This window comes from Tatumella citrea (assembly GCF_002163585.1).
In the GTDB taxonomy this organism is placed as follows: Bacteria; Pseudomonadota; Gammaproteobacteria; order Enterobacterales; family Enterobacteriaceae; genus Tatumella; species Tatumella citrea.
On the sequence record NZ_CP015579.1, the window covers coordinates 275,779 to 300,193 of the forward strand.

The 24,415-nt window shown below is 52.4% G+C and carries 19 protein-coding genes; 5 read left to right on the forward strand and 14 right to left on the reverse strand.

Annotation, left to right across the window (positions count from 1 at the left end):
- Positions 1-14: 14 nt before the first annotated feature.
- From A7K98_RS01465 to A7K98_RS01500, 8 genes are all read right to left on the reverse strand, one after another.
- Positions 15-1,514 carry a M81 family metallopeptidase gene (locus tag A7K98_RS01465; protein WP_087486957.1) on the reverse strand — a complete coding sequence of 500 codons (1,500 nt, stop codon included), beginning with the start codon at positions 1,512-1,514 and terminating at the stop codon, positions 15-17.
- A gap of 10 nt (positions 1,515-1,524) precedes the next feature.
- The gene (locus A7K98_RS01470) at positions 1,525-2,862 is read right to left on the reverse strand and encodes an amidase (protein WP_087486958.1); all 1,338 of its coding nucleotides are present in this window, start codon (positions 2,860-2,862) and stop codon (positions 1,525-1,527) included.
- Between the two features lie 41 nt (positions 2,863-2,903).
- Positions 2,904-3,119 carry a hypothetical protein gene (locus A7K98_RS01475; protein ID WP_087486959.1) on the reverse strand — a complete coding sequence of 72 codons (216 nt, stop codon included), beginning with the start codon at positions 3,117-3,119 and terminating at the stop codon, positions 2,904-2,906.
- A 35-nt stretch (positions 3,120-3,154) separates the two neighbouring features.
- Entirely contained in the window at positions 3,155-3,949 is a 795-nt protein-coding gene (locus A7K98_RS01480; RefSeq protein WP_087486960.1) for an amino acid ABC transporter ATP-binding protein, read from the reverse strand.
- Positions 3,933-4,589, reverse strand: coding sequence for an amino acid ABC transporter permease (locus A7K98_RS01485; protein ID WP_087486961.1), 657 nt, complete (start codon positions 4,587-4,589; stop codon positions 3,933-3,935). The genes A7K98_RS01480 and A7K98_RS01485 overlap by 17 nt, the downstream gene beginning before the upstream one ends.
- Positions 4,590-4,598: 9 nt before the next feature.
- Positions 4,599-5,261 (reverse strand): amino acid ABC transporter permease, encoded by a 663-nt coding sequence (locus A7K98_RS01490; RefSeq protein ID WP_087486962.1) that lies wholly within the window; start codon positions 5,259-5,261, stop codon positions 4,599-4,601.
- 127 nt (positions 5,262-5,388) lie between these two features.
- Positions 5,389-6,180, reverse strand: a complete 792-nt coding sequence (locus A7K98_RS01495) for a transporter substrate-binding domain-containing protein (RefSeq protein ID WP_087486963.1) — start codon at positions 6,178-6,180, stop codon at positions 5,389-5,391.
- A 343-nt stretch (positions 6,181-6,523) separates the two neighbouring features.
- Positions 6,524-7,375: a MurR/RpiR family transcriptional regulator gene (locus A7K98_RS01500; RefSeq protein WP_087486964.1), complete on the reverse strand. Its 852-nt coding sequence runs from the start codon at positions 7,373-7,375 to the stop codon at positions 6,524-6,526.
- A gap of 347 nt (positions 7,376-7,722) precedes the next feature.
- Here A7K98_RS01500 and A7K98_RS01505 point away from each other — a divergent pair, with 347 nt between their 5' ends.
- Positions 7,723-8,622 carry a carbon-nitrogen hydrolase family protein gene (locus tag A7K98_RS01505; RefSeq protein WP_087486965.1) on the forward strand — a complete coding sequence of 300 codons (900 nt, stop codon included), beginning with the start codon at positions 7,723-7,725 and terminating at the stop codon, positions 8,620-8,622.
- A 111-nt stretch (positions 8,623-8,733) separates the two neighbouring features.
- Here the strand turns inward: A7K98_RS01505 and A7K98_RS01510 are convergent, their stop codons facing one another.
- The 3 genes from A7K98_RS01510 to pepA form a co-directional block, all read right to left on the reverse strand.
- A complete protein-coding gene (locus tag A7K98_RS01510; protein ID WP_087486966.1) occupies positions 8,734-11,589 on the reverse strand; it encodes a valine--tRNA ligase in 2,856 nt (951 codons plus the stop codon).
- Between the two features lie 5 nt (positions 11,590-11,594).
- Positions 11,595-12,053: a DNA polymerase III subunit chi gene (locus tag A7K98_RS01515; protein WP_087486967.1), complete on the reverse strand. Its 459-nt coding sequence runs from the start codon at positions 12,051-12,053 to the stop codon at positions 11,595-11,597.
- Between the two features lie 120 nt (positions 12,054-12,173).
- Positions 12,174-13,685: a leucyl aminopeptidase gene (pepA, locus tag A7K98_RS01520; RefSeq protein ID WP_087486968.1), complete on the reverse strand. Its 1,512-nt coding sequence runs from the start codon at positions 13,683-13,685 to the stop codon at positions 12,174-12,176.
- Positions 13,686-13,951: 266 nt separating this feature from the next.
- Here pepA and lptF point away from each other — a divergent pair, with 266 nt between their 5' ends.
- Positions 13,952-15,052: an LPS export ABC transporter permease LptF gene (gene lptF, locus A7K98_RS01525; protein WP_087486969.1), complete on the forward strand. Its 1,101-nt coding sequence runs from the start codon at positions 13,952-13,954 to the stop codon at positions 15,050-15,052.
- Positions 15,052-16,128: an LPS export ABC transporter permease LptG gene (gene lptG, locus A7K98_RS01530; protein ID WP_087486970.1), complete on the forward strand. Its 1,077-nt coding sequence runs from the start codon at positions 15,052-15,054 to the stop codon at positions 16,126-16,128. The genes lptF and lptG overlap by 1 nt, the downstream gene beginning before the upstream one ends.
- A gap of 59 nt (positions 16,129-16,187) precedes the next feature.
- Here lptG and A7K98_RS01535 read toward each other — a convergent pair whose 3' ends face one another.
- From A7K98_RS01535 to A7K98_RS01545, 3 genes are all read right to left on the reverse strand, one after another.
- Positions 16,188-19,793 (reverse strand): S6 family peptidase, encoded by a 3,606-nt coding sequence (locus A7K98_RS01535; protein ID WP_087486971.1) that lies wholly within the window; start codon positions 19,791-19,793, stop codon positions 16,188-16,190.
- 201 nt (positions 19,794-19,994) lie between these two features.
- Positions 19,995-21,287: a DUF445 domain-containing protein gene (locus tag A7K98_RS01540; protein WP_087486972.1), complete on the reverse strand. Its 1,293-nt coding sequence runs from the start codon at positions 21,285-21,287 to the stop codon at positions 19,995-19,997.
- Positions 21,288-21,385: 98 nt separating this feature from the next.
- Entirely contained in the window at positions 21,386-22,318 is a 933-nt protein-coding gene (locus A7K98_RS01545; protein WP_087486973.1) for a LysR family transcriptional regulator, read from the reverse strand.
- Positions 22,319-22,473: 155 nt separating this feature from the next.
- On the opposite strand from A7K98_RS01545, the gene A7K98_RS01550 reads away from it, so the two are divergent.
- Complete coding sequence (locus A7K98_RS01550) at positions 22,474-23,904, forward strand: M20 family metallopeptidase (RefSeq protein ID WP_087486974.1); 1,431 nt, start codon at positions 22,474-22,476, stop codon at positions 23,902-23,904.
- On the forward strand, positions 23,901-24,392 hold the full coding sequence (locus A7K98_RS01555; RefSeq protein ID WP_087486975.1) for an MFS transporter: 492 nt from the start codon (positions 23,901-23,903) through the stop codon (positions 24,390-24,392). Before A7K98_RS01550 ends, A7K98_RS01555 begins: the two co-directional genes overlap by 4 nt.
- The last annotated feature ends 23 nt before the right edge of the window (positions 24,393-24,415 follow it).

Below are 24,415 nucleotides of genomic sequence, written 5' to 3' on the forward strand. Positions count from 1 at the left end.
CCTGGTACAAACCGTTATGCTGGCTTTGCAGCGACAAACGGATAAGTGGTATCTCTGGCTACATGCCGGAAGTCCAGTAATGTAAGGTCTGCAGGCCCCCAGTCAGGGGTATCAATAATCAATATGGCAGAGGCCAGCTGGTCGTATGCGGCGCGAAAATGGGTCTTTGAACGCAATACAATGTAGGAGTAATCATTAATATCCAGTCCTAATTGTTTGAAGCAGTCATCATCCACTGCAGTGGACTGATTGGTGGTGATACTGACCACCACATCTCCGGTATCAATCACGACAGTCAGACCCAGATCAACCAGTCTGCCGGTGAAATAAGGGCCAGTCGCCAGATAGTGCTTTTCTTCGGCAAACAGCACTTTTCCGGTCAGGGTAACAGGACCACCGGCCCTGTCTGAACTATGGCTGCCGACAGTGACGGTAGCGATATTTCCGACACCAAATGCAGCCGCCTGTTTTGCGGCCAGGGCATCGGCAATATAAGGAACTGCAGTACCGCTGAGTTTTTTCTCAAGTGCCGCGCGTAACAGATAGGTGGAGTCTCCCATCCGATCAGCGTGCTCCAGCAACACCACCGGTTTTTGCGCAGAGGATTTGATGCGTTTTGCTTCTTCGATACCTGATTCAACAGAAAACAGTAGTTCCGGGTGATTCAGCTCGCGCCGCAGGGCATAAATTTCCTGTGAAAATTGCTCAGCCAGTTCAGTCGCAGCCTGTTGATCATTATCGGTAACGACTACCACCGAAAAACCGCAATTCGGTACATCGGCATAGGAAAAGCCTGCAAATACCGAAACGTCGGTATAGTTTCCAGGCTGCTCACCCAGAGCAACAGAACGGTCAACAATGGATTTCAGTGGCTCAAGGCCGGTAGCACTGAAAATACTGGGAACCATAACCCCCGGTTTGCGGATAACGGTCACTGGTGAAATTTCACCCCGTAAGGTTTTCAGCAGACAGCGTGCAGTACGCTTACCGGTTTCTGCCATATCAGTGTGCGGCGAATAGTGATAACCAAACAGCGCATCAGTCAGATCCACTGTTCGCTGATCAATGTTGGCGTGATAATCCAGCGCCAGCATTACCGGCAGATCCGGGCCAACCACTTCACGGACTTTCTCCAGCGTTTCTGCGTCAGCATCCAGCCGTGTAGGTGTGGCCATGGCACCGTGAAGATCCAATAATACGCCGTCCAGAGGCCCGGCGTTTCGCAGACCTTCAACCAAACGGCCGACATAGTGCTCATAGGCTTCGTCGGTTGTTGGTCCGGCAGCAGCGGCTCCGGCATAAAACAGCGGTACCAGCTCACAGCCTGCGGCTTCACAGATATCAATAAAACCTGCTGTCGGTGTATTGGCCCCCCGGTGGCGAGACAGAACTTCAGCGCCGGCCGACTCAGTGACCTGAAAAGTTTCGAGTGTTGACGCCATACTGATAAATGTGACGGACTCCTGAACAAAACCGGCGATGGCAATACGTAAGGGCCGGGAAGAAATACTCATAGCGTTACCTTTAACTAGTCATAGACGGTGAAGGCCAGGGGGATTCTGTTTCCAGTACCCGGGCCAGATGAATCAACCGGGAGTCCTGATGCCAGGGAGCAGCCAGTTGGACCGATAACGGTAGACCCGCCGCGGAAAGCCCTGCCGGCAAACTGATCGCCGGATGTCCTGTCAGACTGAAAACCGCGCGGGCCTGACGTGCAGTTGTCCGGCGTACTTCAGCTTCGTCATCGATTCGTGCAGGGGTATCGTGCATATTGACGGCCAGTAATACATCGTGCTGACGGAAGGTAGCATTTACCTGTTCTGCCAGTAGTCGCTGCAACCGCCGGGCCCGCAGATACTGCTCATTAGTGATAAACGCTCCGGCCATAAAGCTGCGGCGACAGGCTTTACCATATTGCTCCGGGCGTTCTCTCATCCACTTCGCATGTATTGCCCAAGCTTCCGAGTACATGATGACGCGGTTGACCGCCAGAAACTCCTGTAACGGAGGAAGGCTGACAGCCTCAACAGTGGCACCCAGCCGGGTCAACCGACCGGCAAACTGATTAAGTCCCTCTGAGATTTCAGCGCTGGCGAATAAATCCTGCTGGTGAAAATGTTCGATATAACCCACACGCAGCCCGCGAAGTGGCTGGCTGGTGGTGGCTTCAGGGAGCATTAACGGGGTCGGACGGTAATTTTTTGCCCCCATCACCTGCATGGCTAAATCTAAGTCACGGGCAGTGCGCGCCAGCGGCCCGACATGATCCAGTGACCAGGCCAGCGGAAAAACGCCATCACAAGGGACGCTACCAAAGGTGGGTTTCATTCCCGGAATGCCACATGCACCGGCAGGAAACCGGATGGATCCGGCCGTATCAGTACCCACAGCAAAAGGAACCAAGCCCGCAGCAACCGCAGCGGCTGATCCGGAAGATGATCCGCCAGGCAGATGATCGGTATTCCAGGGATTACGTGCCGGAGGGAAGGGTAAGTCAAAGGACGGGCCTCCCAGAGCAAACTCATGGGTAGCAAGTTTGCCAATGATAATAGCGCCAGCGGCCCGCAGCCTTCTGACCACTTCTGCGTCACGGGTGGCGATATTCCCGGCCATCACCGCCGAGTGGCAGGTGGTGGGGAGCCCCTGCACATCAATAATATCTTTAATCGCTACCGGAACACCGGCCAACGGATATGCGGGCGAAGGTGGAATGGCTGACCATGCCACAGCCTGTCGACGGGCCTGATCGGCATCAATGGTAATAAATGCATTGATTGCAGGATCAAGAGCCTCAGTTCGTTGCAATACATCTTCAATTACTTCGGTGGGAGAAAAATCCCCGTTACGATAACCGTCAGCCATGTCGCAGGCCTACAGTGTCGCCAGCGATGTTGTGGTCAGTTTCACAGCTCTTCCTTAGTAACAGGAAAGCTCCAGGGAGCAACTTCAGCTCCCGGATCTTCTGCCAGTAATTGTGTGTAAGTTGCCGCCAGAACCGCTGCATCACGCACTTCATCCGGCCAGTTCCGCCAGCATTTCATTAAACCGGCGTGTCCGGCTAACGCCACAAGCGTGGCATCATCTGAAAGGGTTCCGGCAACGGGAGGTTGTTCTTTCATGCTGACTGACTCCTTTTTACTGTTAAAGTCACCGGTTATTCATGTCCTGAGGAAAGGAACTGTTTCAGTTCAGGGGTTTGCGGATTGCTGAACAACTCAGCAGGCGGGCCTGCTTCATGGACTTTGCCCTGATGCATAAAAATGACCCGGCTGGCGACTTTACGTGCAAAGGCCATTTCATGGGTGACCATCAGCAAGGTCATTCCCTCGGCCGCCAGCGATTCCACCACTCTTAGCACTTCCCCTACCAGTTCCGGGTCCAGCGCCGAAGTGATTTCATCACACAGTAAAACCGCAGGCTCCATGGCCAGAGCCCTGGCGATAGCTACCCGTTGCTGCTGCCCCCCGGACAGTTGTTCCGGACGCGCATCGAACTTGTCACCCAGACCCACCCGGTTCAGTAATATTTTGGCCTGCTCTGCGGCCTCAGCAGTTTTCTTTTTTCTGACCAGCGTTGGTGCCAGCATGACATTACGGCCAACACTTAAATGCGGAAACAGGTTGAAGCTCTGGAAAATCATCCCAACGCGCTGGCGCAACGCCCGCATAGCTTGAACACTGTCATGGACCAGTGGCTGACCATCGACGCTCAGTGCGCCGTCCTGGAAAACTTCCAGGCCATTGATACAACGCAACAGGGTACTTTTCCCGGAACCACTTTTTCCGATAATGGCAATCACTTCACCGCGGTTCACGTTCAGATCAATACCTTTCAGGACTTCGTTACTGCCATAAGATTTTCGTAACCCGTGAATGGTAACCACCGGCGCACCGGCAGGTGCAGGAGGCCGCTCGGCAGCAGCAATATTAAAATTAGTGGTGGTTTGCATAATTCAGTTTCCTTTCAAGATAACGGGCACACAGGCTGATGGGAAAACAGAGCACGAAGTAAAACAGCCCGAGGCAGCTGTAAACAATCAGTGGCTGAAAGGTAGCGTTAGAAATCATATTTCCGGCTTTAGTCAGCTCAACAAAACCGATGATCGATGCCAGTGCAGTCCCTTTAACAACCTGCACCAGAAACCCGAGGCTGGGCCCCACCGCCATGCGAATGGCCTGTGGCAAAATGACGTGGCGTAATTTTTCACGAAAGCTGAGTGCCAGGCTGTCTGCAGCTTCCCACTGGCCTTTAGGCACAGATTCAACACAACCTCGCCAGATATCAGTCAGATAGGCACTGGTATACAGGATTAATGCGCCTGAGGCAGAAACCCACGGTGAAGTGTCAATCCCGAATAACGCAATCCCGAAATAGGCCAGAAACATCTGCATCAGCAGCGGTGTTCCCTGGAACAACTGGACATAACCGGCGACCAGATAATTCAGCGGGCGGCGGTTTAACAGACGCAGTACCAGCAACAGCAGGCCGACAATACTGCCGCCGGCAAAGGCGATTAATGACAAATAAACCGTCCATTGAGCGGCCATCAGCAGATCGCGAATGATGTCCCACAGAGTAAATTGGGTCATAAGTGGCTCCTAGCGACGGAAGAGCAGGCGCGGGCCAGCCCAGTTAAGAATTTTGCGTAATACGATCGCCAGTACCAGATAGATCAGCGTGGCAATAATGGCGGATTCAAAAGAACGGAAGTTGCGGCTCTGAATCAGATTGGTGGCATAGCTCAGCTCTGGAACTGAGATCTGGCCGCAGACGGCGGAGCCCAGCATGACCAGGATTATCTGACCGGTCATGGCTGGCCAGACTTTATTTAACGCCGGGGGCAGGATGACATGTAAAAACGTCTGCATACGCCCCATCGCCAGACTTTGTGCCGCTTCGATTTGCCCTTTCGGGGTGGCCGCCAGCCCGGAACGGATGATTTCGGTGGAATATGCGCTCAGGCTGACAACCATGGCAATCACACCGGCTGCGCCGGGAGACAGTCGGAGCCCTGCGGCTGGCAGACCAAAAAAGATAAAAAATAGCTGTACGATGAACGGAGTATTACGAATCAGTTCTACATAGGTACCAACGACCCACTTCAGCCAGGTAGGGCCGCTCTGGCGAGACCAGGCGAAGGCGATCCCCAGTATAAAACCGAGAATAGCTGACGCTGCGGTCAGGCCAATCGTCCAGCATACGCCGGTAAGGATCAGCGGCCAGTATTGCAGGACAGCGAGAAAGTCGAGTTGGATGTGCATGCACGGTCCTTCCGTCGGGGTTGTGGTATCAGTTCGGCGGTTTGCAGACTGGCTGCAAACCGCCATACATCAGTGTTTCAGAAATCCGGGGCGTTCTGTTTATTGGCCCGGAGACAACCTGTTGTTATTAGTTAGCAGGCAGTTTATCGATGCCTTCACCCAGCCATTTATGTGACAGGTTATTCAGTGTTCCGTCTTTACGGGCTTCGGCCAGAATGGCATTCAGTTTGTTTAACAACGCAGTATCGCCTTTACGCACGGCAACATAGTTCGGAGAATTTTTCAGCAGCAGCTTATATTCCAGTTGCGCCTGGGGGTGCTGTTTAACAACAGGGCCGAGTACTGAAGAACCCATAGCAATGAACTGGCTCTGACCGGAAACTACCGCCTGGATAGCATCGGTAGAGCTTTCGAAGCGCAGAATCTGAGTGGTTTTTGGTGCCACGGCCTGCAGGTTTTCATCCTGGGTGGTGCCACGTGCGACAGCGACAGTTTTCCCGGCCAGATCAGCGAAACTTTTCACACTGATAGACTTAGGCCCGTAAATTGCCTGATAGTAAGGTGAGTACGGCGCGGTGAAGTCGACGACTTTTTCGCGATCCGGGCTTTTGGCCATTGAGGCGACCAGAATATCGACTTTATTTGCCTGTAGAGCGGCAATACGGTTAGCACTCTGTACTACCACTAAATCCGGTTTAACGCCCAGTTTGCTGGCAAGGTAACGAGCCAGTTCAATATCCAGACCCTGTGGTTTTAAATCAGGTCCAACAAAACCGTAGGGTGGGAAGTCAGTCAGAACCCCGATTCTTACCGAACCACGTTTTTCCACCTGCGACAGCGTGTCATCCGCATGCGCGGAGGCCATAGCCAGGGTGCTTAGTAAACAGATAAACGACATCCAGCGCTTCATCAATTTCATTATTTCACTCTCTTGCGTGATTGAGACAAATGTATCCTGATTAGTAATATTGCAATGTTTGTGCCAATAACGGACAACCTGATTTCAGGGGACATTCGGCCTGAATGCCCGGAAATCACGGGGGCCTGTGCAAAGGAATGATCATCGGTGGTGCAATTTTGCACAGTCAGGGAGCATCGTGAGACCCGGAGTTTACCGGGAATCTCAGGGGGCAGGAAAAAGGCGGTGCTTCACTTAGCCACAACCAGCCATCTGTGTATTTGCGTCTGCAAAAACATCATTGACTGGTTCGGATATTTGTACGACTTTTGGACCGGGATAATCGCAGCCCGGGGTGGTGTGACTATTTTGAAGAATTGACGATATAGGCACCGGAACGGGTAAAGTAAGCTTCAGCCCGCTCTATATGGCTAATAGCGTCATCCCCGTGTCTGGCAACTAACAAAGCTAACAGGCATTCGACCAGTGCCATTCCTGAAACCACCGACGGGAAAAAAGACGGACTCTGGGTGGAAAAATAGAGTGCAGTATCGGCGTTTAAAGCCAGTGATGACACCTGCTTATCAGTAATCGCTATAATCTTACAGCCGGCATCTTTTGCGGCCTGATAGAGAGTCATAATTTCCCGAGAATATGGGGCAAAACTGATTAATACCACCACATCATCTGGTTCAAATTCACGGGTATGCATTTCAAAATTACCGGCATGGCCATCAATCATGAATACATTCTTTTTGAACAGACGATAGACATAAAACAGTGAATAAGCGATGGGGAAACTGGCTCTGAAGCCACAGATATAGACAGATTTTCCCTGCTCAAGTAACTCAACGGCGGCATCGACTGCCTGAATATTGGCTTTGTCGGTGCGCTCGATATTATCTTTTGTTGAATGAAACAGTGATTTATAAAAATGCTTGTCCTTGCCTATCAGCGTTCTGGCTTTTTCTGCATAAAGCCCGTCACTGAGACCGATTTCCGAAATATAAGCTGATTTCAGCTCAACCCAGCCTTTGAATCCCAGCTTTTTGGCTAACCGTAACAGCGTTGAAGGCTGAACGCTGGCCATATCAGCAAAGGTACGCATAGAGACAATGGCTACATCATTATTGTGCTCAACCAGAAAATTCGCTGCTTTCTGAAGTTCAGGTGGCAGGGTGTGAAATTTATCAATGATGATGTCTTTAATTGTCATAATGCATACGTATCCGGATGATCTGACAGGATTGATTTCCTGACGATATGGTCACTTTACTCCAGCACAGGTCAGCAGAAAGTGTCAATCCTGATTATTTCTGCGAATCCAGGAGGAGCGACTGAACGGGCTGTTTTGTTGACTGTGATATCCCGGCAGGGCGCTGTTATTGTAATGTTTGTGGCATATTTGTTGCATGAAATCACATTATGATTCAAATGTATTATTGCATGGCTTCCCACCGCTTCGTCTGAAAACAGGCGACAGAAAGATCGTTACCGCAGCGATCCGTGAGTAACGCAATAATTATGCAGATATCAGACCAGTGATTAATGACAGGAAATCTCATGAACGATACCCCGCAACATACTCCGTCCGGCCGCCTTCAGGTGAGCCTGGTACAAATGGATGTCGAAGTCCTGCAGCCGGAACAAAATCTGAGGCGGGTGATCGCCGCCGTGCGTCAGGAAATTGAAAAAGGGGCACAGCTGATGGTTTTCCCTGAGCTGGTGAACACCGGCTACATTGAGCCGCTGACCATTGGTGCACCTTTCAGTACTCCTGTAGGGGAGAAAGGTTACGCTTATGAGTTGTACCAGGCAGCAGAACCTGCCAATGGCGCATTTATCACTGAGCTCTCAGAGCTGGCACGCAACCACCGTGTGCATATTGTGATTGGGCTGGCAATGCGTCATCCGCAGCTGGATGGAGCGCTGTACAACAGTTCGGTGCTGATTGGACCACAGGGGGTTATTGGCATATACAATAAAATCCACCGCTGGCATCTGGAGAAAATGTATTTTATCGCCGGAGATGCATTGCCGGTATTTAACACGTCTCTTGGTACGCTGGGAATGCAGGTTTGTTACGACATCCGCTTTCCTGAAGTGACAAGGGCGATGGTGCTGCAGGGCGCAGGGATTATCACCAATATCTGGGCATCGTTGGCTGAGACTGATGGTCCACCTGTCAGTGAGGATATTTTCCTGCATCGCGCCTATACCCGGGCAATCGAAAATGGGGTGTTTGTACTGAGTTGTAACCGTGTTGGCCAACAGGGCCATTGCCACTTTCTCGGTCAAAGCCTGATTGTGGAACCGGGAGGAAAGGTGCTGGCTCGTGCCGGTAGTACCCGTGAAGAAGTGATTCGTGCTGAACTCGATTTGAGCCAGATTGCCCTCTACCGGACATACACGGGTATCTATTCGGATCGCCGGCCGGATATCTACAGCCGGTATGGGGTGTAAGCCGGGGCCATTTGTCTGCGCTACCCGGACGCCCGATGGCAAAAACATCGTAAGACAGAGATAAAAAAGCCGGGACAGGCCCGGCTTTTTTAGCAGACTAATTATCGCGTATTACAGCGCAGCAATGACTTCCTGCTGATCATTAATCTTCACTTTGGCCTGTTGCAGTTCAGCCAGACGCTCACGTTCTTTTTCTACCACCGCGGCAGGGGCACGAGCCACAAAGCCTTCGTTGGACAGTTTAGCGTCGAGTTTTTCAATCTCGGCATCCACTTTAGTGAGCTCTTTTGCCAGACGTTCCAGTTCTGCTTCTTTATCTACCAGACCAGCCATCGGAATCAGCAACTCAGCACCGTCCACCAGTTTGGTGACAGATACCGGGCCTTTATCGTCGGCCGCCAGCAGAGTCAGGCTTTCCAGACGCGCCAGACGTTGCAGGAAGCTACGGTTAGCCTCAACACGACGTACGACTTCCGGAGTTGCGCCACGCAGCAACAGTTCCAGTGGTTTACTGAGTGCAATGCCCATTTCGGCACGGATATTACGCACAGCCACGATAGCCTGCTTAATCCATTCGATATCCGCCAGCGCTGCAGCATCTTCTTTCGCAGCATCGTAGGCAGGGAATGGTTGCAGCATAATGGTGTCGTCACTGTTTCCGGTCAGCACTTTCACCCGCTGCCAGATAGTTTCGGTAATAAAAGGAATGATTGGGTGCGCAAGACGCAGCAGTCCTTCCAGTACCGTCACCAGAGTATGACGGGTTCCGCGCAGTTCAGCTTCACTACCGTTGTTCATTACCGGTTTAGTCAGCTCCAGGTACCAGTCACAGAATTGGTTCCAGGTGAAGTCATACAACAGACCGGCAGCGATATCGAAACGATAAGTATCCAGCGCTTCACGGTAAGCTTTCACGGTGCTGTTGAATTCAGTCAGGATCCAGCGATCGGCCAGTGACAGTACTTGCTCACCGCCGTTAAAGCCGCAATCCTGATCTTCGGTATTCATCAGCACAAACCGGCTGGCGTTCCACAGTTTATTACAGAAGTTGCGGTAACCTTCCAGACGCTTCATATCCCAGTTGATATCACGGCCGGTAGAGGCCAGTGCCGCCAGGGTAAAGCGCAGTGCATCGGTGCCTGATGGCTCAATGCCGTTCGGGAACTGTTTCTCGGTACGCTTACGAATTTTTTCCGCCAGCTGCGGCTGCATCATATTACCGGTACGTTTTTCCAGCAGCTCTTCCAGCGAAATACCGTCCACCATGTCCAGCGGATCGATAACGTTACCTTTCGACTTGGACATTTTCTGCCCTTCGTCGTCACGGATCAGTCCGGTCATATAGACGGTTTTGAAAGGTACCTGCGGTTTTCCGTTCTCATCTTTCATAAAGTGCATGGTCAGCATGATCATGCGGGCAATCCAGAAGAAGATAATATCGAAACCACTCACTACCACGCTGGTCGGGTGGAAGGTGCGTAAGGCTTCGGTATTTTCCGGCCAGCCGAGGGTGGAGAAGGTCCACAGACCGGAGGAGAACCAGGTATCCAGTACGTCTTCATCCTGGCGCAGGGCAACATCATCACCCAGATTGTTTTCAGCGCGCACTTCGGCTTCGCTGCGACCGACAAACACGTTGCCGTGATCGTCGTACCAGGCAGGAATACGGTGTCCCCACCACAGCTGACGGGAAATACACCAGTCCTGAATATCACGCATCCACGAGAAGTACATATTTTCGTACTGTTTCGGGACGAACTGGATATCACCATTTTCTACGGCTTCTACCGCAACTTTTGCCAGCGGAGCAGTACGGACGTACCACTGGTCAGTCAGCATCGGTTCGATAACCACACCGCCACGGTCGCCGTAAGGAACGGTCAGATCATGGGGTTTAATATCTTCCAGTAATCCGGCAGCATCTACCGCAGCCACAATGGCTTTACGCGCCGCAAAGCGCTCCAGTCCGGCAAACTCGGCCGGAATGGTGGCATCGTAGACGTTGCTTTCTTCACCGTTGGTATCATAAACCTGGGCCAGCTGGCGAATATCGCCATCAAAGGTCAGGATATTGATCATCGGCAACTGATGACGACGTCCGACTTCGTAGTCGTTGAAATCGTGGGCCGGAGTGATTTTCACACAACCGGTGCCTTTTTCCATATCGGCATGTTCATCGCCAACAATCGGAATACGGCGGTTGATCAGCGGTAACACCAGGTATTTACCGATCAGATCTTTATAGCGTGGATCTTCCGGGTTGACCGCCACACCGGTATCGCCCAACAGGGTTTCCGGACGGGTAGTAGCGACCACCAGGTAATCTTTACCTTCAGCAGTTTTCGCGCCATCCGCCAGCGGGTAGCGGATATGCCACATTGAACCTTTCGATTCGCGGTTTTCCACTTCCAGATCAGAAATTGCTGTCCGCAGTTTCGGATCCCAGTTAACCAGGCGTTTACCGCGATAAATCAGGTTTTCTTTGTGCAGCCGGACGAACACTTCTTTTACCGCATTGGAAAGCCCGTCATCCATGGTGAAACGTTCACGTTCCCAGTCAACGGAGTTGCCAAGACGGCGCATCTGACGAGTGATTGTGCCGCCGGATTCGCCTTTCCACTGCCAGATCTTGTCGATAAATGCATCGCGGCCATAGTCCTGACGGGTTTTGCCTTCTTCCGCAGCAATTTTACGCTCAACCACCATCTGAGTAGCGATACCGGCATGGTCAGTACCTGCCTGCCACAGAGTATTTTTACCCTGCATACGCTGGTAACGAATCATGGTATCCATAATGGTCTGCTGGAACGCGTGTCCCATGTGCAGGCTGCCGGTGACGTTCGGCGGCGGGATCATGATGCAATAGCTTTCCTGGCTGGTATCGCCATTCGGTTTGAAATAGCCTTGCTTTTCCCAGTGCTCGTAAAGCGGCTGTTCTATCTCTTGCGGATTATATGTTTTTTCCATTTCTGCTATGTCGTTGATGGCGTAGGGTGCGTTGCCGTATTCAATTGGAAACCGACGCTGCGATACGCTTTGTAGCGTTCACGCGCCAGCTGCTTCAAAGATTCTTCATCTGGAACAAAGTCTATCACTTCATGGAAAGCGGTAGCAAAATCTGCGAACCACGGTAGCAGGCTTATCAGTAAATCGCGGGATGCGCTGCCACGTTTTTCCGGCCAGGCCAGCTCCACCGGAGCCCCGTAGCGCGGCCCTTCGCCAGCCAGGTTATGGGGTACAAATGCATCAGCCGGACGTTGCCACAACGCTTCATCCAGCCGGATCGCCTGCTGCTCATTTTCGCAGGCTACCAGAATTCGCTTACCTTCGCGCCAGCGTGCGGCGGCCAGTTCGCAGGCCAGTGCTTCTGTCGCAGACAGCGTGCCCTGTTGCGGATCGGGTCCCGGAAGGTAAAACGTGGCATTTTTCATGCGATTGCCTGTGTTTCATGAAGTAAAAAGAGTGACCGGAGCCACTCAGTGAATCAGTACTGCCGGTGCACCCGGCAGTTAATAATACACACCGCAGAGCGGGGTGTTGGCGCTGGCCGGTTACTCGTCAGTACCCAGTCCGGCACGGTTCAGCAGGAACTGTGACAGCAACGGTACCGGACGTCCGGTTGCGCCTTTGGCTTTACCTGAACGCCAGGCTGTGCCGGCAATATCCAGATGTGCCCAGTTAAATTTGCGCGCAAACCGGGCCAGATAGCAGCCGGCAGTAATAGCACCACCAGGACGGCCACCAATATTCGCCATATCGGCAAAATTGGATTCCAGCTGTTCCTGATACTCATCTGCCATTGGCAGGCGCCATGCGCGGTCACCGGACTGCTCGGAGGCACTAATCAGCTCATGAGCCAGCGGGTTGTGGTTAGAGAGCAAACCACTGATATGGTGGCCAAGTGCAATCACACAAGCACCGGTCAGGGTCGCCACATCAATCACAACTTCCGGATCGAAACGCTCCACGTAAGTCAGAGCATCGCACAGTACCAGACGTCCTTCAGCATCAGTATTCAGTACTTCAACCGTCTGGCCAGACATGGTGGTCAGGATATCGCCAGGGCGCATAGCCCGTCCGTCAGGCATATTTTCACAACCTGCCAGGATCCCTACCACATTCAGTGGCAGCTGCAGTTCAGCGACCATGCGCATCACACCGTAAACTGTCGCGGCGCCGCACATATCATACTTCATTTCGTCCATGGCTTCAGCCGGCTTCAGCGAAATGCCGCCGGCGTCAAAGGTCAGACCTTTACCCACCAGAACAATTGGCCGGGTATCGGCATCCGGATGACCTTTGTACTCAATCACAGACATCAGCGATTCATTCTGCGAACCGGCACCCACGGCCAGGTAGGCATTCATCCCCAGCTCTTTCATCTGCTGCTCACCAATCACGCGGGTCGTGATGTTCTGGCTGTAAGCATCGGCCAGCTGACGGGCCTGAGAGGCCAGATAGGCTGGATTACAGATATTTGGTGGCATATTGCTGAGATCTTTGGCCGCTTTTACACCTGCAGAAACCGCCAGACCGTGCTGAATAGCACGTTCACCGCTGGTCAGTTCACGACGGGTCGGAACGTTAAATACCATTTTACGCAGCGGACGGCGTGGTTCAGCTTTATTGCTTTTCAGCTGATCAAAGCTGTACAGCGACTCTTTGGCAGTCTCGACAGCCTGGCGCACTTTCCAGTAATTATTACGGCTTTTAACATGTAATTCAGTCAGGAAACATACGGCTTCCATTGAACCGGTGTCGTTCAGGGTATTGATGGTTTTCTGGATAATTTGCTTGTACTGACGTTCGTCCAGTTCACGCTCTTTACCACAACCAATCAGCAGAATACGCTCAGAGAGAATGTTCGGCACATGGTGCAGTAACAGGGTCTGGCCCACTTTTCCTTCCAGTTCACCACGGCGAAGCAGAGCACTGATGTAACCGTCGCTGATCTTGTCGAGTTGTTCGGCAATAGGCGACAAACGACGAGGTTCAAACACGCCGACAACAATGCAGGCACTGCGTTGTTTTTCCGGGCTACCGCTTTTTACACTGAACTCCATGTATTCTCCTGAATCTTAAAGACAACAGCGTTGGCTATCGCTAGAATGTACAACTCTTATTCTTATTATGAAACAGTTGTACCATGACAAACACCGCATCGGCGTCATAATAAGTTAAGATTCTGAGGTCTGATACCTCAGTATCCTGAGAAGGTGGTCATACAATTTTAGCCACGATGGCAGCCATTGATGAATAAAAATGGCTCATAAGCGTTGAAACTATCGACTTTCCTGCAAAAAGACAAGTTTTCACAGGCGTATTTAGCGTGATTATCATTAGATATCTGGTTCGGGAAACGCTCAAAAGTCAATTTGCCATTCTGTTTGTCCTGCTGCTGATCTTCTTTTGTCAGAAGCTGGTAAGGATCCTCGGAGCGGCGGTAGACGGCGACATCCCGACAAATTTAGTTCTGACCCTGCTGGGGTTAGGTGTACCAGAAATGGCAGAGCTTATTCTGCCATTAAGCCTGTTTCTGGCGATCCTGATGACGCTGGGCAGGCTGTATACAGAAAGTGAAATCACTGTGATGCATGCCTGTGGTCTGGGCAAAAGCGTACTAGTGAAAGCGGCATTGCTGTTAATGCTGCTAACGGCCGTACTGGCGGCGATTAATGTCACCTGGCTGGGGCCGTGGTCGGCCCGCTATCAGAACCAGATCACCCAGAATGCCAGGGCTAACCCTGGCGCGGCAGCGTTGGCTGCCGGACAGTTCCGTACTTCCAGTGACGGCAACTCGGTGCTGTTTATCGAAAATGTTAAAGGCAACCAGTTTGGTAATGTGTTCCTCGCGCAGCTGCGGCCTAAGGGTAATGCCCGGCCTTCGGTAGTGCTGGCAGATCATGGTCATATGGAACAACACGCTGACGGCTCACAAACCGTGGTACTGGATAAAGGTACCCGCTTTGAAGGTACGGCAATGTTGCGTGATTTCCGTATCACCGATTTCACTCAATACCAGGCGGTGATGGGCTATAAAGAAGCAACTCTCGACCCGAACGATACTGATCAGGCAACTTTCCAGACCTTGTGGCATAACCATACAGCACCTTTCCGTGCTGAACTGAACTGGCGTCTGACTCTGGTGTTCTCGGTGCTGGTGATGGCTCTGATGGTTGTTCCTCTCAGTGTGGTTAACCCGCGGCAGGGGCGAGTGCTGTCAATGTTGCCGGCAATGTTGTTGTACCTGATCTTTTTCCTGGTACAGAGTTCATTCCGTTCAAATGCCGGTAAAGGCCGTCTGGACCCAACGGTTTGGATGTGGTCGGTTAACGTGGGTTATCTGTTACTGGCCATTGCTCTGAACCTGTGGGATACCTTACCGATGCGTCGCTTCCGGGCACGTTTCAGCCGCAGTGAGGTGGTCTGATGTTTGGAGTTCTGGACCGTTATATCGGTAAAACCATTTTTAATACCATCATGGCGACACTGTTCATGCTGGTGTCGTTATCCGGGATTATCAAATTTGTAGAGCAGCTAAGAAAAACCGGGCAGGGGGCTTATACCGCGCTTGATGCCGGTTATTTTACCCTGCTCAGTGTACCTTCCGATCTGGAGCTGTTTTTCCCGATGGCTGCCTTGCTGGGGGCTTTGCTGGGGCTGGGTAATCTGGCCCAGCGCAGTGAGCTGGTGGTTATGCAGGCGGCTGGTTTTACACGGTTGCAGATTGCATTGTCAGTAATGAAAACTGCGATTCCACTGGTACTGATCTCGATGGCGATTGGTGAATTTGTGGCACCGCAGGGTGATCAGATGGCACATAACTACCGGGCACAACAGATGCTTGGCGGATCTCTGCTCTCCACTCAGGGCGGGTTATGGGCCAAAGACGGTAATAACTTCATCTTCATTGAGCATATCCAGAGTGAGAGTCAGCTGAAGGGCGTCAGTATCTACCGGTTTAATGATCAACGCCGGTTAGAAGATGTACGTTTTGCTGCCACAGCAGACTGGGACAGTAAACAGCATGAGTGGAATCTGGTGCAGGTGGATGAATCTGACCTGAGTAACCCTCAGCAAATCACCGGTTCACAAAGTGTCGGTGGTGTCTGGAAAACCAGTCTGACTCCGGAAAAACTGAATGTGGTGGCTCTGGACCCTGATTCTTTATCGATTCGCGGTCTGGATGATTACATTAAATACCTGAAACAGAGTGGCCAGAAAGCTGGCCGGTATCAGTTGAATCTGTGGAGCAAAGTGATTCAGCCGTTATCGGTTGCAGTGATGATGTTGATGGCTCTGTCGTTTATCTTTGGCCCGCTGCGTAGTGTTTCTATGGGGATGCGGGTAGTCACAGGGATTAGTTTTGGTTTCTTATTCTATGTGCTGGACCAAATCTTCGGGCCGCTTAGCCTGGTGTATGGATTACCCCCGTTTCTTGGTGCGGTGTTGCCGAGTGCGGCGTTCTTCTTTATCAGTTTCTATCTGCTGATTAAACGTCGCTGACAGGTCAGCCACAATAAAAAGGGTTCACCCGTCGGTGAACCCTTTTTTATGCTTTAAGGTCAGAAGCTGACTTCCAGCCCTCCAATGACATTCCAGCTATCAATACCTTCTTTCTCCAGTCGTTTCTGATACTGCAACCGGCTGGTGAATCGTGCATTAGGAGTCAGGGCCAGAGAGGCATCCGTTTTCAGTTGAACACTATCGCCACCGCGACCCGCATTGAACCTGGCAGGTGTTTGTCCGTCACTAATGATTACCTGAGGAGCCTTGCCTGGCCGGTGGGTGACCCGGATATCCGCGCCAACAGCCAGAGCACCCAGATTCAGCTGGTAACTGGCACCGGTGCTGATATCAGGAGTGTGTTGCATCCGGTAGCTGACCTGTGCCTGATCCTCATCAGTAAATGCATCAATATTCTGGTGTTGCCAGCGTATGCCCAGCAGTGGTGAGATGCTGTGGGCGCCAGACTGCCAGCGTTTTCCTGCATCGATGCCGGCAAGCCAGCTGCTCGCTTTAGGGCTGGCTACCTTACCACGTAGTTCTGTATTTACATCGCCGTGAAAACGGGTGTAACTTACCGGGCTTTCCAGCCACCATCCTTCAGGATGCAGCCAGCTCAGCATGGTATGGAAACCGAGTGTATTGAAGCTGCTGCGGCTGATACCATCGACAGAAGAAGGTTTTACAGAAAGTGAGCCTTTACTAACGGCCAGGCCAAGGCTGAATCTCTGTTGATCCGCTACAGGGAATTGCCAGCGACTCCCGATCATCCAGCCATTAGACTTACTGGTAAAGTTGTAGCCGTAGTCTGAAAAACCACCTGCAGAGTGATAGTTATCCTGGCTGTGATAACCATAGATAAACAGTCCACGTCCCGGAGCCCGGACACTGTCACTAAACATATCCTGCAGACTGTCGCTGAAATTGCGAAATGCCGCGGGCAGAGAAATATAGGAAGCCACCTGCGGAGTCGTCGCCGGGCGTACCGGTTGCGGTGATGGCACTGGTGTCGGGTCTGGTGTTGGTGTCGGGTCCGGGGTAGGTGCAGGCGACGGATCAACCGGCCCAATATTACCGTCACTGTTCAGTAAGATATTCTGTAAACGGTAATCCCAGTACTGGTCACCGTCGCCGGTAAGTAAGCGCTCACCTGATGCTGATTTTCCGGGAGCGAAAGCATACAGGCCATAGGCCCAGGCTCCCCCTGCAACATAATCGTTTGCCAGCTTCACCCGGTTTGCATCGGATGTTCCGCCGACCTGGATAATCGAAATACCCTCGTTGTTATCTGCATGATTATTATTGTTAGTATCACTGTTTTGCCAGCTACCAAGTGAGTGAATACTCACCAGTAGCGGATCGTTGTCCGTAGTGACTAAATCACCTTCTATCAGCAGCCGATCTGTGGCATTAGTAGTAAAATCTGAGTACAGGATTAACTGGTTATTTTCTCCTGTGACCAGTTTGCCCATCTTCATCACCGACCATTCATTTTCTGACTGGCGATGCATGCCGGGGAAAAAGACCGAGTTCTCTCCACCGGTTACCTGACTGAAAGTTCCGGCGCCGGACAAGGTGGTATAATATCCCATGTTCAGCGGCCCGCTGACGGTTGAGCGGACTTCCAGTTCACCACCAGTGAGCTCAACACCCCGGGTATTGCTCGCATCACCTGTCAGAGTCAGACGTCCGTTGCCGGTGACGTAGAGCAAGCCCTGGCCGGTGACGGGGGCATTTATTTGTGAAGATAATTCTCCCTGCGTACTGACTCGTTGGCTGATGTCCGCCATCAGATAGGAATCCTCTCCGGCTAACTGAACGCTGCCATTTAGCGTGGCCCGAGATTCCAGCCACAGAGTACCGGATTCAGAGACAACGGTGTCGGAATTCAGTGTGCTATGTTCCCCTGTCCACAGCTGGGCACCATGTTGTACTGTTGTGGTTTCAACGGTATAAGTTTTTTCCTGCCAGTCATCACTGTACACAACATCACCAGCGTGCAATACCTGCTCGCCACCCAGTCGTAAATAGCCGGTATCAACAGTCAGTTGTTTGAGGAAAGCACCACCAGTCAGGTTCCAGTTCCCCTCACTGTTCACACTCAGTTTTCCGGTGGCCTGTGCATCTCCCAGGCCACCGGCAAATGACTGGTCATTTCCGCTCAGTGTCAGTTCGGATACCTGACTGGCATTATTATTTAGTATCCGTGCGCCATTATCATTGTGTTTAATCTCACTGAAAGTGAGTGACTGGCCATTCAGATCCAGTGTGCCGCCACGGTAGCCAAACTGGATATTTTCAGGGCTGACCTGATCGGCGCTGTTCAGAATCACTGTCGGGCGACCACTGACCAGCGTGACGGAAGAAAACGCCTGTTTCTTCCCGTCGGCATCTGCCTGTTGATCCAGGATAACGGTGCCATCTCCGGTATTCAGAGCGCCCTGATTTTCACCGCTGGCATGCACCCATAATGTTCCTGCCCCGATTTTATGCAGAGTATCCCCGGCCAGCCCGTTGAGCTGCCAGTCCACCGTCGCATTTTCATCCACTTCAACACCACCGCCGACCCAGTGTGCACTTTCTGCGTCTTTGCCGATCACTTTATAATCAGCAGAAAACTGCAGCTTTGCGGCACCGTGATTCACCGACTGCTGTAACACAATAGTGCCGCCTTCACCGTTAAACTGCAGATCTTTACTGGCATCCAGTTGCTCGTTGCTGGCCTCTGAAGGTAGCAGGGTATCGACGCCGTGCCATTGCCATTGCTGGTTACCCTGAACTATGTGGTCTGCTGTCCAGACAATATCGCCCTGCGACTGCTGATCGGTCACTGCGGGATCGGTATTTTTCGCCATAACCCCGGCAATATCCTGATCCTGCAGAAATAACAGATATCCGCGCAGATTATAGGCAGGGTTACCGGCAACAGTGGTCACAACCCCAGCCAGTTTCCAGATTTTTTGCTGGTTATCGTAGACGAACATCGGACTGCCACTGTCTCCTGCCCGGGGTACTGAGTCCAGCGGCTGTACCCGCGGATCATCCGGGGCATAGTTATACCAGCGTAATCGCCAGTTCTCGAAGGTCGGTTGAGTCATGGTTCCACCGCTCTTCCATGAATAGGCCCCGCTAAGATAAATCAGCTTCTGAGTGGCTGCATCTACCTGATATTGGGTGCCGCTACCGACCCGGGTATACCATTGATAGCGATCTTTTTCTTTCGCCAGATCGGTGCCTTTAACCATAGAGATGGGGGCGGCTTCGGTCACCACTTTATTTAATCTCGGTACATGAAAATCCCGTGCAGTTGAATCATTACGATTAATAATGAGATATTTGGTTTTAAACAGGGCGTTATTTCCAAAATCAACTGACTTATATCCGGTGTTATGGCTCACGCTGACAATGTAGGAGGGAGAAATAAGCGTGGCATATCCCGGAGTATTCACTGGAGCAAAGTCTGGCATCGGGTACTGTAATATACCGGCAAGGGTGCCATCTTTTTTTAGCACACTGATGTTTTCACTGCCAGGCCGGTATTTCCCCCGGTTTTCGGAAAAGTCCCGATATTCCTGGACCGGCACATCTTCGCGCATCACACCGGCATTACCGGTAACGGGGAATAAAGATGCTGAGCACAGTAATGCCAAAGGGTGTATTTTCACGGCTGATATCCTTATCTCTGGATGGAAGGTCTTCCTGACCTCCCCGATTTATAACGGATATTATAATCAGAGTCCAGCGACAGTGATCAGGGATAAGTTATCGTTTTATTTATCCGTAGGGTGAATATGTAAGGTTTATTAATAATTCACTCTGCAATAACGGGGCTGGGAAATTATTGCCCTGAAAATAAGCGGAAATAACTATCTGCCTGACCAGTGGCTGATAAAATCAATAAGTAACGGCAATTGCGAAACCCCAAACAGTAATAATCCTAGTGTGCCGCCGACCAGGGTACCGTTAATCCGGATAAATTGTAAATCACGACCAATATTTTGTTCAATCTGCGCCGACAGCTGGCGGTTATCCCAGCTCTTGATGGTATCGCTGATGTGTCGGGTCAGAAAACGGGCAAATTCAGGACCGGCCTGTAAGGCCGCCTGTTCCAGGTGTTGATTGAGTGAGGCCCGCAGTTGTGGATCATTTTGCAGTGCCTCACCGGCCCACTGTGTCGCCTGGCGGATCTGTCTGGCAGTCGCCGAATCCTCACGCTGCATATCTTCTGTCAGCCAGCGGCGTAAATCATCCCACAGCCCGACAGTATACTGATTGAAGGTTTCGTCCTCTTTTAGCCAGGTTTTTAGCTGTTCTGCGCGGCGCTGCATCTGCGGATCGTTCTTCAGCGCTTCAATAAACCGGTTCACACTGCGGTTTACTCCGTCCCGTAACTGGTGATGCTGATCCTGTGCCACATCCAGCAGCAAAGCATCTACCATCGAGGTCACTTTATCGGCGCCTTTTTCCCCCAGCCATTCCACCGAGACCAGCCGGGCCATGGTCGGATACTCCTGGCGAAACCAGCGGCTGATTTGCCCGGCAATAAACTGCCGCGATTCCGGATTATCCAGCACCCGGACTACCTGCTCAATCAGGGCATCCAGTAACCCCTGGTGGCGGTTTTCCCGCGTCATACTCTCCAACAGCAGCACCGCGGTGTGCCGGAAGTCGACACTGTCGATAGCCCGCAATATCCCCTGACGCAGAAAGCGCCGGATATGTTGATCGTTACCGGCATTCAGGAAACCGGTAATCAGCTGGCATATCAGGCGGCTTAATCGTCCGGCATTTTCCGGAATCACCAGCCAGCCCGCCAGTTTTTCTGCCGGAGCCTGGCGACGCAGCAGGGCTATCATACTGTCGGTACTGAGAAATTTCTCCTCGACAAAACGTCCGAGATTATCGGCAATCCGCTGTTTGTTGCGCGGAATAATCGCGGTATGCTGGCCGATCAGTGGTAACGGAATGCGGTGGAACAGGGCGCTGACGGCAAACCAGTCAGCCAGCGCCCCCACCATCGAGGCTTCAGCCACCGATTTTATCGCCTGTACCGTCAGGGTCTGCGGCAGAAACAGGGTCAGGATGAACACAGCACTGGCAATGATTAACAGGCACAGGGCCAGCCGTTTGGTTTTCTTTAAGCCGGAAGTTTTATCCATAGACAGGTCCGGAAGGTCATAAAGTGAAGCCATTCACTGGCTGTTATTGCTTTTCAGCATAGCAATCAATGAGCTGGTTTACCGAAAAAATAGCCGGTTCAGCGACCGGTTGCGTGATTGTCTGCGGAAAATTGTTCATGCTGATGCTGCAACTGATCACTGATAAAGCCGAGAAACAGTTTCAGGGCGGCAGACTGCTGGCGGCCGGGCAACAGATGGATTTGCAGTGTGCGCTGGGTCAGCGCATTTATCGCCAGGCTACGCACCACCAGTGGATGTTCCGTCGGGTTATACAGCAGGGAATAGCGGCTGCACAGGGTGACGGTGAGCGGATTCAGGGTCAGGAAGTGGTACAGCGAACCAAAATTATTGCAGGTAATGGTGGGTTCGATAAATACCCCGTTCATCTGGCAGGACAAATCAAATAACTGGCGCACGGTAGTGCTCTGGTCCGGCAGTGCCACCGGATAACTGCTCAGATCCTGCAACTGAAACTCCTTGCCTGCCAGCGGATGGCTGGCAGACATCACCACCAGTACCGGGGCGGGCCAGCTGCCAGCAACCTGCACCCCACGTTCGGCATGCAGACAAAACTGTAAGGCCAGATCGCACTCACCACGATGCAGGCTTTCTGCCACCTGACGGGTGTTGCCCACCTGCAAATGAAAGCTTACCGAAGGGTACTGCTGACGAAACTGGGAACAGAGGGCAGGTAACAGATGCCATGCCAGCCCGTCGGTGCAGGCAATACGAATCGCGGTGCGACGGATAGCCGTCAGGCCTTTAATTTCCGACAGGGTACTGTCCATTTCCCGCTGACTCTGGCGAATACGATGCTCAAACATCCGTCCGGCATCGGTCAGGACCATCCCCCGGGCATGGCGTTCAAATAATGCCACCCCGACATCCTGTTCCAGTCGCTGAATTTGTCGGCTGATGGCGGAAGTTGCGACAAACAACTGCTGGCTGGCTGCACTCAGCGAACCGCTGTCAGCAACCGCCAGAAAATAACGGATTTCGGTACTTAGCATGCGTTTGCCTCATCACGGTGCGTGCTGCCTTTTTGTGCAGTATAGCGTTGCTTTAAGAGCAAAGCTTGTTTGATATTTTGATAATTGTGGCAAAGCAGAAGAGTAGCTTAGATTGACGCTATAACAAAATAAACAAACCTATACCGGACAGACAAATGACAGCAGAAAAAGTGATGGCCGCCGCGGCAGCCTGGTTTGACAGCGGGGAATTTAAAACCACTCTGGCGCGACGTGTCGCTATCCACTCGGAAAGTCAGCGGGATGACCGTGATGAAGAAATCCGCCGCTATCTGAGAGAGGAAATTACCCCGGCCATGGCCGCCATGGGCTTTACGCTGACAGAGCTGGCAAACCCTGCGGCGCCGCTACGCCCGATGCTGCTGGCGACCCGCATTGAAGATCCGGCCCTGCCGACGGTGCTGTGTTACGGGCATGGCGATGTGGTGTTTGGCGATGACGACAACTGGCGCCAGGGGCTGGACCCGTGGCAGTTGACCGAAGAGGGCGACCGTTGGTACGGACGCGGCAGTGCCGATAACAAAGGCCAGCATTCGGTAAATATCGCCGCGCTGGAGCAAATTTTTGCCGCCCGCAACGGAAGCCTGGGATTTAACTGCAAATTTCTGTTTGAGATGGGGGAAGAGATCAGCTCCCCGGGGCTGGCAGAGATTTGCCGACAACACCAGGCATTGCTGGCGGCAGATGTGTTTATCGCCTCTGACGGGCCACGTTTGTCGGCCGAACGTCCGACGCTGTTTTTAGGTTCACGTGGTGCGGTCAACGTGCGTCTCACCATTCACGCCCGTGAGCGCGATTACCATTCCGGTAACTGGGGTGGGCTGCTGACGAATCCGGCCATCCGGCTGGCAAATGCGCTGTCCACGCTGGTGAATCAGCACGGACAGTTGCAGGTCAGCGCCCTGAAACCGCCGGCCATTTCTGCGCAGGTCCGGGAAATCCTCAGTGATATTCAGCTGCAACCGGTCGCTGGTGATCCGCAGATTGATGAGCAGTGGGGAGAGGCTGGTCTGACGCCGGCAGAACGTCTGTATGGCTGGAATACCCTGGAAATACTGGCGATGGTCAGTGGTAATCCACAGCGACCGATGAATGCCATTCCAGGCAGTGCCACCGCGGTATGTCAGCTGCGGTTTGTGGTCGGGACTGACTGGGAAAAAATCGATACTCATCTGAGTGAATACCTGGCAGCACACGGATTCGCCGATGTGCAGGTGGAGGTGGTGCGCGGTTCCCCGGCCACCCGGCTGGACCCCCGTTCACCGCTGGTCAGCTGGGCACTGGCTTCGCTGCAACAGAGCAGCGGTAAGAAACCTGCGTTGCTGCCAAACCTTGGTGGCTCGCTACCGAATGATGTATTTGCCAACATTCTGCAACTGCCCACCCTGTGGGTTCCGCACTCTTATCCGGCCTGCGGCCAGCATGCGGCGGACGAACATATGCTGAAATCGATAGCCCGCGAAGGTTTGCTGATGATGACGCATCTGTTATGGGATTTTGGTGAACAGGGGACCCAACTGATCGCCAGCCAGCAGGCTTACCGTCAGACTCAGGGGCAGCCATCATGAGTGGCGCGATGACGCGGCCAGCGCCAAATTTGTATAAAACCCTGTTCTCGACCTGTGTCGGCAATGCACTGGAGTGGTTTGATATTGCGGTCTATGCCTTTTTTGCCCGCTATATTGCCCATGAATTTTTCCCGACCGAAGATCCCTCGGTTTCGCTGCTGCTGACCTTTGGCAGTTTCGGGGTTTCTTTTCTTATTCGCCCGTTAGGCGCAATTGTGCTGGTTTGCTGGCTGGCATTACTGAAGTCCTGCTATTTTGCCACAGTACCGTCGATGATGGCGGATCTGTTTCCTGTCAGCACCCGTGCCAGCGGTATGTCCATCAGCTATAATATTGCGGTGACGGTGTTTGGCGGATTTGCACCACTGATTTGTAGCCTGCTGATTACGGCGACCGGGACCAGCCTGGCGCCCGGGTATTATCTGATGGCGCTGGCAGTGCTTAGCTGTGCCGCGCTGGCAGGCAGTAAACGATATCAGGCAACCTGACCACCGTAAAACCTGCGGAGCAA